Genomic DNA, 12997 nt, shown 5'->3' on the forward strand with positions numbered 1-12997 from the left:
CCCGGTTACATTCCGAACCCGGAAGCTAAGCCTCACAGCGCCGATGGTACTGCAGGGGGGACCCTGTGGGAGAGTAGGACGCCGCCGAACAAATTGTGAAGAAAACCCCCGGACCGGGGATACCGGTCCGGGGGTTTTCTGCGTTCAGGAGCGGTTTCCCGCCCTTCGATTCGAGTCCTCGTCTCCCGACTTCGCTGTCTGACTTCCCTGTTCTCTTACGGCGTTACGGAAATCCACAGGGGGTCTACAGGCGACCCGCGGACTTCAGGGTCAGATAGGCGTCCGCCAGGGCCGGCGCGAGGTCGTCGGGAGTCGCGTCCACGACGGTGACTCCGCGACGCCGCAGCGTCTCGGCCGTGCGTTGGCGTCCCGCCTCCGCCTGGGCCGCGGCGGCAGCGTCGTACACGGCGTCGATGTCTCCTCGAGCCTTCGCCATGCCGGCGATGTGCGGGTCCGCGACCGATGCCAGCAGCACCGTATGGCGCTGAGTGAGGCCGGAGAGTACGGGGAGCAGACCCTCCTCGACCGGGGCCGCGTCGAGGGTCGTCAGGAGCACGATCAAGGAGCGTCGCGGCGTCGTCCGCAGGGCTGTCGCGGTCAGGCCGCGGGCGTCCGTCTCGACGAGTTCCGGTTCGAGCCCGGCCATCGCGTTGACCAGGGACGGAAGGACGTCGCCCGCCGCGCGGCCCTGGACGAGGGCGCGTACCCGGCGGTCGTAGGCGAGGAGGTCCACGCGGTCGCCGGCGCGGGAGGCCAGGGCGCCGAGGAGCAGGGCCGCGTCCATGGAAGCGTCGAGGCGGGGCACGTCGCCCACGCGGCCCGCGGAGGTACGTCCGGTGTCGAGGACCAGCAGGATGTGACGGTCGCGCTCGGGACGCCAGGTGCGTACGGCGACGGTCGTCCGGCGGGCCGTGGCGCGCCAGTCGATGGACCGGGTGTCGTCGCCGGGAACGTACTCGCGCAGGCTGTCGAACTCCGTTCCCTCACCCCGCGTCAGCACACTGGTGCGGCCGTCGAGTTCGCGGAGACGGGCCAGTTTGGACGGCAGGTGCTTCCGGCTGGTGAAAGGAGGAAGGACGCGTACGGCCCAGGGGACCTCGTGGCTGCCCTGACGGGAGAACAGGCCGAGCGGACCGAACGAGCGGATCGTGACGCGGTCGGCCCGGCGGTCGCCGCGGCGCGTGGGGCGCAGACGGGTCGTCAGGCGGCGGCGCTCGCCGGCGGGGACCGTCAGACGGTGACGGGAGGCTTCGACCTCGGTGCCGGGTTCCCAACTGCTCGGCGGCCAGGCGTCCCTGAGGTGGGCGCGCAGGAGGCGTCCGGAGGGATTGGTGACGGTGAGGGTGACGTCCGCGGGTTCACCGAGGCGCACCGAGGTGTCCCCGGAGCGGGCCAGGCCCAGGCGCCGTACGGGAGCCGCGAGGGCGGCGTCGCAGGCGCAGGCGAGGGCCAGGGGGACGTTCACGGCGAGGATGCCGGTCCAGCTGGGCGCCCAGATGCCGACGGGGAGTGAGCCCAGGGCCGCCAGGAGAGCGGCGCGTCCGGTGAGTGCCATCAGCGGGGGACGGGGACGTGGGCGAGGATCGCGTTGATGACGGAGTCGGCCGTCACGCCCTCCATCTCGGCCTCGGGGCGGAGTTGTACGCGGTGGCGGAGGGTGGGCAGGGCCAGGGCCTTGACGTCGTCGGGGATGACGTAGTCGCGGCCGGTCAGCCAGGCCCAGGCGCGGGCGGTGGCGAGCAGGGCCGTCGCACCGCGCGGGGAGACGCCGAGCGTGAGCGACGGCGACTGGCGGGTCGCGCGGCACAGGTCGACGACGTAGCCGGTGATCTCGGGAGAGACCGCCGTCTTGGCGACCGCGGCGCGGGCGGCTTCGAGGTCGGCGGGGCCGGCGACGGGACGCAGGCCGGCGGCGCGCAGGTCGCGCGGGTTGAAGCCTTCGGAGTGGCGGGTGAGGACGTCGATCTCGTCCTGGCGGGAGGGCAACGGGATCGTCAGTTTGAGCAGGAAGCGGTCCAGTTGGGCCTCGGGGAGCGGATACGTTCCCTCGTACTCGACCGGGTTCTGGGTCGCGGCGACCAGGAAGGGCTCGGGGAGCGGCCGGGGTGTGCCGTCGACGGTGACCTGGCGTTCCTCCATCGCCTCCAGCAGGGACGACTGGGTCTTGGGAGGCGTGCGGTTGATCTCGTCGGCGAGCAGGAGGTTGGTGAAGACCGGGCCGGGCTGGAAGGAGAACTCGGCGGTGCGGGCGTCGTAGACGAGTGAGCCGGTGACGTCGCTCGGCATGAGGTCGGGGGTGAACTGGACGCGCTTGGTGTCGAGTTCCAGCGCGGAGGCGAGTGCGCGGACGAGCAGCGTCTTGGCCACCCCGGGGACTCCTTCGAGGAGGACGTGTCCGCGGCACAGGAGGGCGACGACGAGGCCGGTCACAGCGGGGTCCTGGCCGACCACGGCTTTGGCGATCTCGGCGCGCAGGGCTTCCAGGGAGGAGCGGGCGGTGTCCGCGTCCCCGGAGTACCCGGTGTACCCGGCGTTGTCAGTGGTCGGGTCCATCATGAAATGCGTACCTCTCTTTCGAGGGCGTCGAGTTGGTCGGCGAGGGAGACGAGGGCCGCGTCGTCGCGGGGCGGCGGCCCGAAGAGGAGCGGGAGCAGGGCCTGTGGGTCGCCGTGGACGTGGGTGGCCAGGGCGGGGAGCAGGGTCTCGGGCGCGTGCGCCTGGACCGGGGGGACGCCGATGAGGGGGGCGAGGCGGGTGCGGGTGGCGGAACGGAGAGCGGTGGCCGCGCGGTCGCGGGCGGCTGCCTTGCGGTAGAGGCGGGCGCGGCCTTCGGCGGTCTCGGAGGCGCGGACCACGACAGGAAGCCGTTCGGGTACGAGGGGGCCCATGCGGCGTGCCCGCCACAGTGCCGCCACGACGGCCGCGATGAAGAGTTGCAGGGTGCCCCAGAGCCAGCCCGGGGGGAGCAGGTCGAAGAAGCTCTGGCCGTCCTTGCCGGTGGCCGAGTCGTCGGAGAGCGAGGGGAGGTACCAGACCAGATGGGTGCGGGAGCCGAGGAGCTGGAGCGCGAGCGAGGCGTTGCCCTGCTCGTCGAGACGGTCGTTGTAGAGGATGTCGGGGGCGCCGAGCACGACGGTGTCGCCGCTTCCCGAGGGGGCCGGCACGCGTACGAGCGTGGCCAGTCCGTCGCTGGGGTAGCAGGTGTCGGCGTCCGGGTCGGTGGTGCTGTAGCGGATGCCGCCCGTGTCGGCGCTGCCCGCTCTGCGGGCGGCGGGCAGACCGCAGCGAGGGGAGAGCGTCGAGTCGAAGCTGACCGCGGGGTCGGCGGTGACTTCGGGCGCGAGGACGCCGAGCGAGGGCGATCCGGGGGAGATGAGGACCGTCCGGCCACCGGAGGGTTCCGTCGTCGTGTGCAGGAGGGTCTGCTGCCGCTTGGTGAGCAGGTCGGGGGACGCGATCAGGAGGGTGGTGTCGGGGCCGGCCGCGGAGCGGGCCTCGCCGAGGGTGGTGACCACGCGCGTGGAGACCCCTCGGTCGGCGAGGAGCCGGACGACGGCCTTGCTGCCCGAGGGGTCCGCGGAGCGCGGGTCGAGGCGGCCGTGCCGGGCGTCCGAGCGGACCGCGGCTATCGCGACGGCGGCCGCCAGCAGGAGGACGAGCGCGAGGACGACTCCGCGCGTGCGCGTCCAGAACTGGCGGGCGGTGGGCGAGGACGAGGTGGGGGCGAGGGCGGCCTCGGTCATGAGGCGGCCCCCGGGCGGTCGTCGTGTGCCGTCCTCCGGGGCGTTCCGGCGGCGCTGTCCGCGAGGACGGGCCTGGTGCGCTCCAGGTCGCGGTCGAGTTCGGTGAGGCGCTGGTACGCGCGTGGGTCGCCGGAGCGGCCGCCGTACGTGATGTCGTCGAAGTCGCGTGCCGCGGCGCGCAGCCGGTCGGCGTGGGCGGGCAGGGAGCGGCTCGCCTCCTCCGCCGCCTCGTCGGCCGTGCGGCCGGGGCGGGGATCGAGCAGGGCGCGTTCCTCCAGGGACCGTACGACGGCGCGCATCCGTTCCTGGACGGCCTGGTTCCAGTGGCCCTGGGCGGCGTGCGCCTCGGCGGCGGCGCGGTGTTCGGCGGCGCTCCTGGGGCGGTCGTCGAAGAGGGTGGCGGAGGAGACGCGGGTGCGGTGCGGAGTGCCCAGGCGCCACCACAGGGCGGCCACGACCGCCACGACGGCGAGGACGATGACGATCAGGCCGAGCGTTCCGCCGGGCGTCGCGGAGGAGGCGGCGCCGAACAGCCGGTCGACCCAGTCCCAGAAGGCGTTCAGGGCACGCTGGACGAGGCTTGGGTCGTTCTCGTGGTACATCCGCTTGGACAGTTCGCGTCGGGCCGCCTCCCGTGCGGCCTCGCGCGGTGTGGTCACCGGTGGTGTGTCGTCGCGGGACAGCGCGAGGACCGCCGTCGCACCGGTGTGCGGCCCCGCGAGTACCGCCGTGAGAACTCCCCCCGCCCCGTTCACCGCATCAACTCCCTGGTGTGGTGCCGGTGGTGCCGTATCCCTGGAGTCCGGCGGCCCGGGCCAGGTCGAGGTCGAGGGCCTCGCGGCGGATGCGCCGGTCGATGTACAGGAGCACCGTGACCCCCGCGGTGATCGGGAAGGTGATCATGGATCCGATCACCGAGCCGATGCCACTGATGATCAGGTAGGTCCAGCCGAGGTCGCCGCCGGAGCTGTCGAGGAAGCCGGTCACGCCGTCGCCGCTCAGTGCGGCGGCGAGGACGGCGAACGGGATCACGATGATCGACGCCACGATGTTGGCGATGAGGGTGGCGAGGAGCTGGATGCCGAACACCCGCCACCAGGAGCCGCGGACGAGTTTCGCGGAGCGGCGCATCGACTGCACGACGCCCTGCTTCTCCAGCATCAGGGCGGGGGAGGCGAGCGAGAAGCGGATCATCAGCCAGAGGGCGACGACGCCCGCCGCGAGGGCGCCGAGGAAGGCGAGCGCGACGCCGGCGTCGGTCGAGCCGCCCGCGGCCACGAGCAGACCCGGCAGTGCGCCGGCGGTGAGGATCGCGACGGCGATGAGCGGGAGCAGCAGGGTCAGGCCGAACAGCTTGGCGAGCTGGGGGCGGGCGTCGCGCCACGCCTCGCCCGTGGTCACCGGCTTGCCGATTACGGCGCGGCTGGTCACCGAGGTGAGCAGGGCCGTCGCGATGATGGTGCCGAGCAGGGTGACGAGCAGGACGAGACCGGAGCTGAGCAGGGTGTCGCCCATGGCCCGGCTCAGCTCGTCGAGCGTGGCGCTCGGGTCGTTGAGCGCTTCCGTGTCGGTGCTGTCCAGGACGAAGCCCTGGAGCAGGATGACGGCGACCTGCGTGACGACGGCGACGGCCAGCGAGATGCCGAGGACCGTGCGCCAGTAGGTGCGCATGGTCGACACCGCGCCGTCCAGGATCTCGCCGACGCCGAGCGGGCGCAGCGGGATCACCCCGGGCTTGGCGGCGGGCGGCTGTGCGTTCCAGGCGCCTCCCCAGCCGGGGCCGCCTTGTCCGGGGCCTCCCCAGCCGCCGGGCCCGCCCTGTCCGGGGCCTCCCCAGCCGCCGTATCCACCGCCCTGGCCGCCCGGAGGCCGTCCGCCCCAGCCCTGGCCGGGCGCGGGGGGCGGCGGGGCCTGCGCGGGCCCCTGTGCCCCGGGAGCGGACCACTGGCCGGGCGGGGGCTGCTCCTTGGACCACTTCGAAGGCTGCTCGGGCGGGTTCGCTCCGTCCTGGTCCGCGGGCCGCGGGGTGCCGGACGAGTCCGGCGCCTCTTCGCCGGAGGGGGCGGATCCGGGCGACGCCCAGCCCGGAGTGTCGTTCATCGTCGCTCCTTCACGGTGCCCGTCCCGCGGTCGCGGCGGCAGGTTGACAGCCATCGTGTCACGCCGTGCCCCGCAAGGGACGGGCCCCCGTATGGGCTGCACACCTTCAATAGTCCGGCGGGTACGGGGCAGACTGGGCGAATGGCCGATCACTACGCGCAAGCCCGCGAGGACAGCGGACCGACGGAGATACCCGCGATCCGCTGGCACGAGCCGCCCGAAGGTCCCGTCGTGGTCCTTCTCGACCAGACGCGGCTTCCCGCGGAGGAGGTCGAGCTGGTGTGCACGGACGCGCCGGCGCTGGTGGAGGCGATCAGAACGCTCGCGGTGCGCGGGGCGCCGCTGCTCGGGATCGCCGGTGCGTACGGCGTCGCGCTCGCCGCCGTACGCGGCTTCGACGTGGAGGAGGCCGCCCATGCCCTGGCCGGTGCCCGGCCGACGGCCGTGAACCTCGCGGTCGGTGTGCGCCGGGCGCAGGCGGCCCACCGCGCGGCGCTGTCCGCGGGCGGGGACGAGGCGGCCGCCGCGGCGGCGGCACTCAACGCGGCGCGGACGCTGCACCGCGAGGACGCCGAGGCGAGCGCCCGGATGGCCGGGCACGGCCTCGCGCTGCTCGGCGAACTGCTGCCGGGCGGCAGCCACCGGGTGCTCACGCACTGCAACACCGGCGCGCTGGTCTCCGGCGGTGAGGGCACCGCGTTCGCCGTGGCGCTCGCCGCGCACCGGGCGGGGCAGTTGCGGCGGCTCTGGGTGGACGAGACGCGGCCCCTGCTGCAGGGCGCCCGTCTGACGGCGTACGAGGCGGCTCGCAGCGGGATGGCGTACACCCTGCTCACGGACAACGCGGCGGGCTCGCTGTTCGCGGCCGGTGAGGTGGACGCGGTGCTGATCGGGGCCGACCGCATCGCCGCCGACGGTTCGGTGGCGAACAAGGTGGGGAGCTATCCGCTCGCGGTGCTGGCCCGGTACCACCATGTGCCGTTCATCGTGGTGGCGCCGGTGACGACCATCGATGAGGACACGCCCGACGGCGCGTCCATCGAGGTCGAGCAGCGCGCGGGTCATGAAGTGACGGAGATCGCAGCTCCACAGGTCCCGGTGGCGGGCGCGGAGCCGGGAGGGGGTATACCTGTGGCACCCCTGGGGACCCAGGCGTACAACCCGGCGTTCGACGTGACGCCGCCGGAGTTGATCACGGCGATCGTCACCGAAGAGGGCGTTGTTTCGCCCGTGACGGCTGAGGCTCTCGCCGAGCTGTGTGACTTGTCACGCCAGGTAACGATTTAGTTAATGGGATGATGTCGTTTATGAAGGGACGAGTCCTTGTCGTCGATGACGACACCGCACTGGCCGAGATGCTCGGCATCGTGCTGCGTGGTGAAGGTTTTGAGCCGTCTTTCGTAGCCGACGGCGACAAGGCGCTGGCCGCCTTCCGCGATGCCAAGCCCGACCTGGTGCTCCTGGACCTCATGCTGCCCGGACGGGACGGCATCGAGGTGTGCCGCCTGATCAGGGCGGAGTCCGGGGTGCCGATCGTGATGCTCACGGCGAAGAGCGACACCGTCGATGTCGTGGTCGGCCTCGAGTCCGGCGCCGACGACTACATCGTGAAGCCGTTCAAGCCAAAAGAGCTGGTGGCGCGGATCAGGGCGCGGCTGCGCCGTTCGGAGGAACCGGCACCCGAGCAGCTGTCGATCGGCGATCTCGTCATCGACGTCGCCGGTCACTCTGTGAAACGGGAAGGCATGTCGATCGCGCTGACGCCGCTGGAGTTCGACCTGCTGGTCGCTCTGGCGCGCAAGCCGTGGCAGGTGTTCACGCGTGAGGTGCTCCTGGAGCAGGTCTGGGGCTACCGGCACGCGGCGGACACCCGTCTGGTCAACGTGCACGTCCAGCGACTGCGCTCCAAGGTCGAGAAGGACCCGGAGCGCCCGGAGATCGTGGTGACCGTCCGAGGCGTCGGATACAAGGCAGGACCGAGCTGACATGTCATGGGACAGTGCCGCTTCGGCGTCCGCTGAGCTGGGGGATCGTTCGGGGCGGCCTGTCGGCCGGGTGAGGGGCTCCCGCTGGGAGCGGTTCTTCGAAGGAGGACTGCTCCAGGGCGGGGTCCAGGGCAGCCCGGTTCTCCGGCTGCTCATACGCTGGGTGCGCCGTCCGCTGCTGCCCGTGATGCGGCTGTGGCGGCGCAACATCCAGCTCAAGATCGTCGCGACGACGCTGCTGATGTCGATGGGCGTCGTCCTGCTGCTCGGCTTCGTCGTGATCGGGCAGGTCCGCAACGGTCTGCTGGACGCCAAGGTGAGGGCCTCGCAGAGCCAGGCCACCGGTGGTTTCTCGGTGGCCAAGCAGAAGGCGGACTCCGCGGCGACGGCGAACGGCGACGACGGCTCGGCCGCGGACGGCCGGTCGAAGAACGTCAGCCAGTGGATGACCGACCTCGTCGTGTCCCTGTCCAGTGGCGGGCAGGGCGCGTTCGACGTGGTCACGCTCAACTCCACCGCCTCGGGCGACGGCAGCGGCGGTCTCGCACCGCGGTACTCGGGTCAGGTCGACCCGACCGTGAGCGTCCCCGAGAACCTGCGCGCCCGGGTCGACAGGACCACCGCGGCGGCGCAGAGCTACACCCGTGTGGTCTACAAGGACGGCCGGGAGTCCCAGCCGGCGCTGGTCATCGGCAAGCAGGTCAGCGACCCCAACGGGGACGCGTACCAGCTCTACTACCTCTTCCCGCTGACGCAGGAGGAGAAGTCGCTGAGCCTGGTCAAGGGCACCCTCGCCACGGCCGGACTCTTCGTCGTGGTGCTGCTCGGGGCCATCGCCTGGCTCGTGGTGCGCCAGGTCGTCACCCCGGTGCGGATGGCGGCCGGGATCGCCGAGCGGCTCTCCGCCGGACGCCTCCAGGAACGTATGAAGGTCACCGGCGAGGACGACATCGCGCGTCTCGGCGAGGCCTTCAACAAGATGGCGCAGAACCTCCAGCTCAAGATCCAGCAGCTGGAGGACCTGTCGCGCATGCAGCGGCGGTTCGTGTCCGACGTGTCGCACGAACTGCGCACCCCCCTGACCACCGTGCGGATGGCCGCCGACGTCATCCATGACGCGCGCGTGGACTTCGACCCGGTGACCGCGCGGTCGGCCGAACTCCTCGCCGACCAGCTGGACCGCTTCGAGACGCTGCTCGCCGACCTGCTGGAGATCAGCCGGTTCGACGCGGGCGCGGCCGCGCTGGAGGCCGACGCCATCGACCTCAGGGAGGTCGTACGACGGGTGGTCGGCGGGGCCGAACCGCTCGCGGAGCGCAAGGGCACGCACATACGTGTCGTCGGCGACCAGCAGCCGCTGATCGCCGAGGCGGACGCCCGCCGGGTCGAGCGGGTGCTGCGCAACCTCGTCGTCAACGCCGTCGAGCACGGCGAGGGCAAGGACGTCGTCGTCAAGCTCGCCTCGGCGGGCGGAGCGGTCGCCATCGCGGTCCGCGACTACGGCGTCGGGCTCAAGCCCGGCGAGGCGACCCGGGTGTTCAGCCGCTTCTGGCGGGCCGACCCGGCACGCGCGCGTACCACCGGCGGCACGGGACTCGGACTGTCGATCGCCCTGGAGGACGCACGGCTGCACGGCGGCTGGCTGCAGGCCTGGGGCGAGCCGGGCGGCGGTTCGCAGTTCCGGCTGACCCTGCCGCGCACGGCCGACGAGCCGCTCAGGGGATCACCGATACCCCTGGAACCCAAGGACTCCCGGCGCAACCGGGGACTCGACGACGCCGGTCTGCCGCACGGCGGCGCCACGAAGCGCGCCACGGTTCCCGTACAGCAGGCAGGGTCCGCCGCGGATCCGATAGCGCAGCGCGGGGCCATGGCTCCGCGGCTGGCCGGGGCCTCGCCCACGGCCGATCCGACGGCGCTGCCGGGCAACGGCGCCCGCGTGGTGCCCCGGCCCGCCGGGGCGCTGCGGCGCCAGGAGGAGACATCCGGCACCGGCCGGGAACGGACCGCGCAGGAGCGGGGGCGGGACGGCGAGACGCCGGAGGAGCTCGGACATGGGGAGGCATTTCGTGGGCGCTGACCGCGGGGGGAACGGCGTCCGCGGACGCCGTTCGGTGAGCGTCATGGTGTACGCCGGCTGTGGAGTCCTGCTGCTGGCGGGGTGCGCCTCGATGCCGGACAGCGGGGATCTGCGCGGGGTGGAGTCCACCCCGCGCCAGGACTCGCAGGTCCGCGTCTACGCCATGCCGCCGCATCCCGGTGCCTCGGCGGCGGAGATCGTCCAGGGCTTCCTGGAGGCGCTGACCAGTGACGACGCCAAGTACGAGACGGCCGGCAAGTATCTCACCGACAGCGCTCGCAAGACGTGGAATCCCTACCATTCGACGACGGTCCTCGCGGGCGCGCCGGAGCCGGTGGGAGCCCCCTCGGGGACCAAGGAGGGCAGCCGTGACGTCCTGTTCCGGCTGAACGGCACCAAGGTCGCCACCGTGGACGCCCGGCACGCGTACGCGCCCGACTCCGGGCAGTACAGCGGATCGGTCCATCTGACCAAGCTCAAGGGCAGCAAGCAGTGGCGCATCGACGGGCTGCCGCAGGGCGTCGTGATGGGCACGTCGGACTTCCAGCGCAACTACGTCTCCGTCAACAAGTACTACTACGCGTCGAACGGGACCTCAGGGACCGGCCGTCCGCTGGGGACGGTCGCCGACCCGGTCTACGTGCGCGCTCAGGTGGACCCGATGACGCAGATCGTGCGCGCCCTGCTGAAGGGGCCCACGCACTGGCTGAACCCGGTGGTCAGATCGAGCTTCCCCTCGGGCACGGAGCTGAAGAACGCCGACGTGTCGCTGTCGCCCGACGACCGCAACAGCGTCACCGTGCCGCTGAACGCGAAGGCCGACGGGGTCGGAAACCCCCAGTGCCGGCAGATGGCGGCCCAGATCCTCCTCACCCTCCGGGATCTGACCCCGACCGGCGTCGACGAGGTGGAGCTCGAACGGTCGGACGGCTCGCAGCTGTGCGTGCTGACCAAGGCCAAGGCCGAGAGCGTCGCCTCGCACGGTACGGGCGAGCACCCCGAGTACCAGTACTTCATCGATCACGAACAGCGGCTCGTGCGGATGCCCGGCGGCAACCGCGACAAGAAGCCCGAGCCGGTGCCCGGCGCGCTGGGCGAGGGCGGCAAGAAGCTGCGGGCGGCCGCGGTGTCGCGCGACGAGGACACCGCCGCCGGGGTGTCGGCCGACGGCCGCAACCTGTACGTCGGATCGCTGGTGCCGGGCGGTTCGCTCGCCGAGCCGGTGGTGCGCAGCCAGGGCACGACGGCCGACGACCGGCTGACGACACCGAGCTGGGACGCGCGCGGCGACCTGTGGGTGGCCGACCGCGACCCGAAGAACCCCCGGCTGCTCCTGCTGCGCAAGGGCGAGGGCGAGCCCGTCGTCGTGCAGGCGCCGGAGCTCGACGGGCGCATCGAGGCGGTGCGGGTGGCCGCCGACGGTGTGCGCGTCGCGCTGATCGTCGAGAAGGACGGCAAGAGCTCGCTGCAGATCGGACGCGTCGAGCGGTCCGCCTCGGACGAGCCCGACGGGGCGTTCATCTTCGAACCGCGTTCCGTCGCCCCCCAGCTCGAGGAGGTCACGGCCATGTCCTGGGCCGGGGACAGCCGCCTCGTGGTGGTCGGCAGCGAGAAGGGCGGCGTGCAGCAGATGCAGTACGTCCAGGTCGACGGTTCCACTCCGCTCGGGACCTCGCCCTCCGCGCTGGCCAACGTCAAGGAGATCGCCGCGTCCGAGGACGAGCAGCTGCCGCTGGTGGCGCACTCGGAGGCGGACGGGATCGTGCGGCTGTCGGCGGGCGAGCAGTGGCAGAAGGTGGTCCAGGACGGGACGGCGCCGGTCTATCCGGGGTAGCGCCGTCGTGCGTCGCAGGCGGGCTCGTCCGGTTTCCGGGCGGGCCCGCCGCCGTTTCCGGGTGCCGTCCACAGGCGGTGCGCCGGGGTTTTCCACAGGGGTGGCCGGGCGGGCCGGGCGTTGGCACAGTGGTGGCCATGCGGGGGTGGTGGCGGGACCTCACGGATCTGGTGCTGCCGGCCGAGTGCGGAGGCTGCGGGAGGCCTCGCACGGTGCTCTGTCCCGAGTGCCGTGACGCCCTGACCGGGGCCGCTCCGTGCCGGGTGCGGCCGGTGCCCGAGCCGGCGGGGCTGTCCGTGGTGCACGCGGCGGCTCCCTACGGGGACGAGGTGCGGGCCATGCTCCTCGCGCACAAGGAACGGGGCGCGCTGGCGCTGGCGGCGCCCCTGGGAGCGGCCCTCGCGGGGGCTGTACGGGCAGGTCTGGGGTCTGCCGGACGTCCTGGTCCGGCGGGGCGTCCCACGGCCTCGCAGGGACGGCAGGGGTTCGGGAAGGGGAACGTGCGGGGAGAGCGGGCGGGGTCGGACGGCGGCGGTGCGCGGGTACGGGAGACCGGGACCGGCGGCGGCGGTCGTGTCGGGCCGGCCGGGGCGGGGCGCGGGTCCGTGCTGCTGGTGCCCGTGCCGTCGGCGCGGTGGGCGGTCAGGGCGCGGGGCCACGATCCGGTGCGGCGGATCGCGCTCGCGGCGGCGGCGGAGCTGAGGCGCACCGGGACACCGGCCCGGGTGCTCGGTGTGCTGCGGCAGCACAGGGCCGTGGCCGACCAGTCGGGGCTGAACTCCCGTCAGCGGGCGGCGAATCTGGCGGGCGCCCTGGAGGTGGTCGCCGGTGGTGAGCGGCTGCTGGCGGAAGGGGGGCGGGTCGTGCTGGTGGACGACCTGATGACGACGGGGGCGTCGCTGGCGGAGGCGGCGCGGGCGGTGCGGGCCGCACGGCCGGGTGTGCGGGCGCTGCGATGGACGGGTGAGAGGACGGGACCGGTGGAGGTGTACGGGCGAATCGGGGGTAGGGAGCAGGCCGAAGGCAGGAGTGGTGAAGCGGTCTGTTCAGCCGTGATCGCGGCACCGCCCGACGCCTTCGAAATAAACCGGAACTGACCGTGAACTTGCATCGTTGCAGGTAACGAGAGGGTCAATTCACCTGAACGGAGGTACGTATCAGTAGAGGGTGACGACATCCGTCCGGGCGAGATATGTTCGGTTGTGAGGCAATGGCGCTGGCCGTACCTCGCGCATCCGAGTGCCGAAGCGTGACT

The 12997-nt window shown here is 72.5% G+C and carries 10 protein-coding genes and 1 rRNA gene; 6 read left to right on the forward strand and 5 right to left on the reverse strand.

Translation table 11 applies throughout. The features are described from left to right. Nucleotides 1–90 (forward strand): 5S ribosomal RNA (gene rrf / locus ACFYYF_RS30160); the annotation flags it as partial. Nucleotides 91–244: 154 nt separating this feature from the next. Here rrf and ACFYYF_RS30165 read toward each other — a convergent pair. The 5 genes from ACFYYF_RS30165 to ACFYYF_RS30185 are packed head-to-tail and all read right to left on the reverse strand — an operon-like array spanning nt 245 to nt 5843. Beyond that, the gene (locus ACFYYF_RS30165) at nt 245–1555 is read right to left on the reverse strand and encodes a DUF58 domain-containing protein (protein WP_388780694.1); all 1311 of its coding nucleotides are present in this window, start codon (nt 1553–1555) and stop codon (nt 245–247) included. Beyond that, complete coding sequence (locus ACFYYF_RS30170) at nt 1555–2553, reverse strand: MoxR family ATPase (RefSeq protein WP_365489769.1); 999 nt, start codon at nt 2551–2553, stop codon at nt 1555–1557. The genes ACFYYF_RS30165 and ACFYYF_RS30170 overlap by 1 nt, the downstream gene beginning before the upstream one ends. Next, nucleotides 2553–3743 (reverse strand): DUF4350 domain-containing protein, encoded by a 1191-nt coding sequence (locus tag ACFYYF_RS30175; protein ID WP_388780695.1) that lies wholly within the window; start codon nt 3741–3743, stop codon nt 2553–2555. The genes ACFYYF_RS30170 and ACFYYF_RS30175 overlap by 1 nt, the downstream gene beginning before the upstream one ends. Then, on the reverse strand, nt 3740–4498 hold the full coding sequence (locus tag ACFYYF_RS30180) for a DUF4129 domain-containing protein (RefSeq protein ID WP_388780696.1): 759 nt from the start codon (nt 4496–4498) through the stop codon (nt 3740–3742). The genes ACFYYF_RS30175 and ACFYYF_RS30180 overlap by 4 nt, the downstream gene beginning before the upstream one ends. Nucleotides 4499–4502: 4 nt before the next feature. Continuing rightward, on the reverse strand, nt 4503–5843 hold the full coding sequence (locus tag ACFYYF_RS30185; RefSeq protein WP_388780697.1) for a glycerophosphoryl diester phosphodiesterase membrane domain-containing protein: 1341 nt from the start codon (nt 5841–5843) through the stop codon (nt 4503–4505). 141 nt (nt 5844–5984) lie between these two features. On the opposite strand from ACFYYF_RS30185, the gene mtnA reads away from it, so the two are divergent. The 5 genes from mtnA to ACFYYF_RS30210 all read left to right on the forward strand — a co-directional run bounded on the left by mtnA (nt 5985) and on the right by ACFYYF_RS30210 (nt 12839). Further along, on the forward strand, nt 5985–7130 hold the full coding sequence (gene mtnA / locus ACFYYF_RS30190; RefSeq protein ID WP_361681216.1) for an S-methyl-5-thioribose-1-phosphate isomerase: 1146 nt from the start codon (nt 5985–5987) through the stop codon (nt 7128–7130). 8 nt (nt 7131–7138) lie between these two features. Further along, nucleotides 7139–7828, forward strand: a complete 690-nt coding sequence (gene mtrA / locus ACFYYF_RS30195) for a two-component system response regulator MtrA (RefSeq protein ID WP_192582811.1) — start codon at nt 7139–7141, stop codon at nt 7826–7828. Between the two features lies 1 nt (nt 7829). Then, nucleotides 7830–9908 (forward strand): MtrAB system histidine kinase MtrB, encoded by a 2079-nt coding sequence (gene mtrB / locus ACFYYF_RS30200; protein ID WP_365489786.1) that lies wholly within the window; start codon nt 7830–7832, stop codon nt 9906–9908. After that, nucleotides 9898–11742: an LpqB family beta-propeller domain-containing protein gene (locus ACFYYF_RS30205; protein ID WP_388780818.1), complete on the forward strand. Its 1845-nt coding sequence runs from the start codon at nt 9898–9900 to the stop codon at nt 11740–11742. The genes mtrB and ACFYYF_RS30205 overlap by 11 nt, the downstream gene beginning before the upstream one ends. A gap of 137 nt (nt 11743–11879) precedes the next feature. Continuing rightward, entirely contained in the window at nt 11880–12839 is a 960-nt protein-coding gene (locus tag ACFYYF_RS30210) for a ComF family protein (protein ID WP_388780698.1), read from the forward strand. Nucleotides 12840–12997: the final 158 nt, after the last annotated feature.

It is taken from the genome of Streptomyces sp. NPDC001914 (genome assembly GCF_042891215.1).
In the GTDB taxonomy this organism is placed as follows: Bacteria; Actinomycetota; Actinomycetes; order Streptomycetales; family Streptomycetaceae; genus Streptomyces.

What these genes read in the sequence shown, in the direction of transcription:
- mtrB (WP_365489786.1), top strand. Translation starts at nt 7,830, where the DNA reads ATGTCATGGGACAGTGCCGCTTCGGCGTCCGCTGAGCTGGGGGATCGT.
- mtrA (WP_192582811.1), top strand. Translation starts at nt 7,139, where the DNA reads ATGATGTCGTTTATGAAGGGACGAGTCCTTGTCGTCGATGACGACACC.
- mtnA (WP_361681216.1), top strand. Translation starts at nt 5,985, where the DNA reads ATGGCCGATCACTACGCGCAAGCCCGCGAGGACAGCGGACCGACGGAG.
- ACFYYF_RS30170 (WP_365489769.1), bottom strand. Translation starts at nt 2,553, where the DNA reads ATGGACCCGACCACTGACAACGCCGGGTACACCGGGTACTCCGGGGAC.
- ACFYYF_RS30165 (WP_388780694.1), bottom strand. Translation starts at nt 1,555, where the DNA reads ATGGCACTCACCGGACGCGCCGCTCTCCTGGCGGCCCTGGGCTCACTC.
- ACFYYF_RS30185 (WP_388780697.1), bottom strand. Translation starts at nt 5,843, where the DNA reads ATGAACGACACTCCGGGCTGGGCGTCGCCCGGATCCGCCCCCTCCGGC.
- ACFYYF_RS30175 (WP_388780695.1), bottom strand. Translation starts at nt 3,743, where the DNA reads ATGACCGAGGCCGCCCTCGCCCCCACCTCGTCCTCGCCCACCGCCCGC.
- ACFYYF_RS30210 (WP_388780698.1), top strand. Translation starts at nt 11,880, where the DNA reads ATGCGGGGGTGGTGGCGGGACCTCACGGATCTGGTGCTGCCGGCCGAG.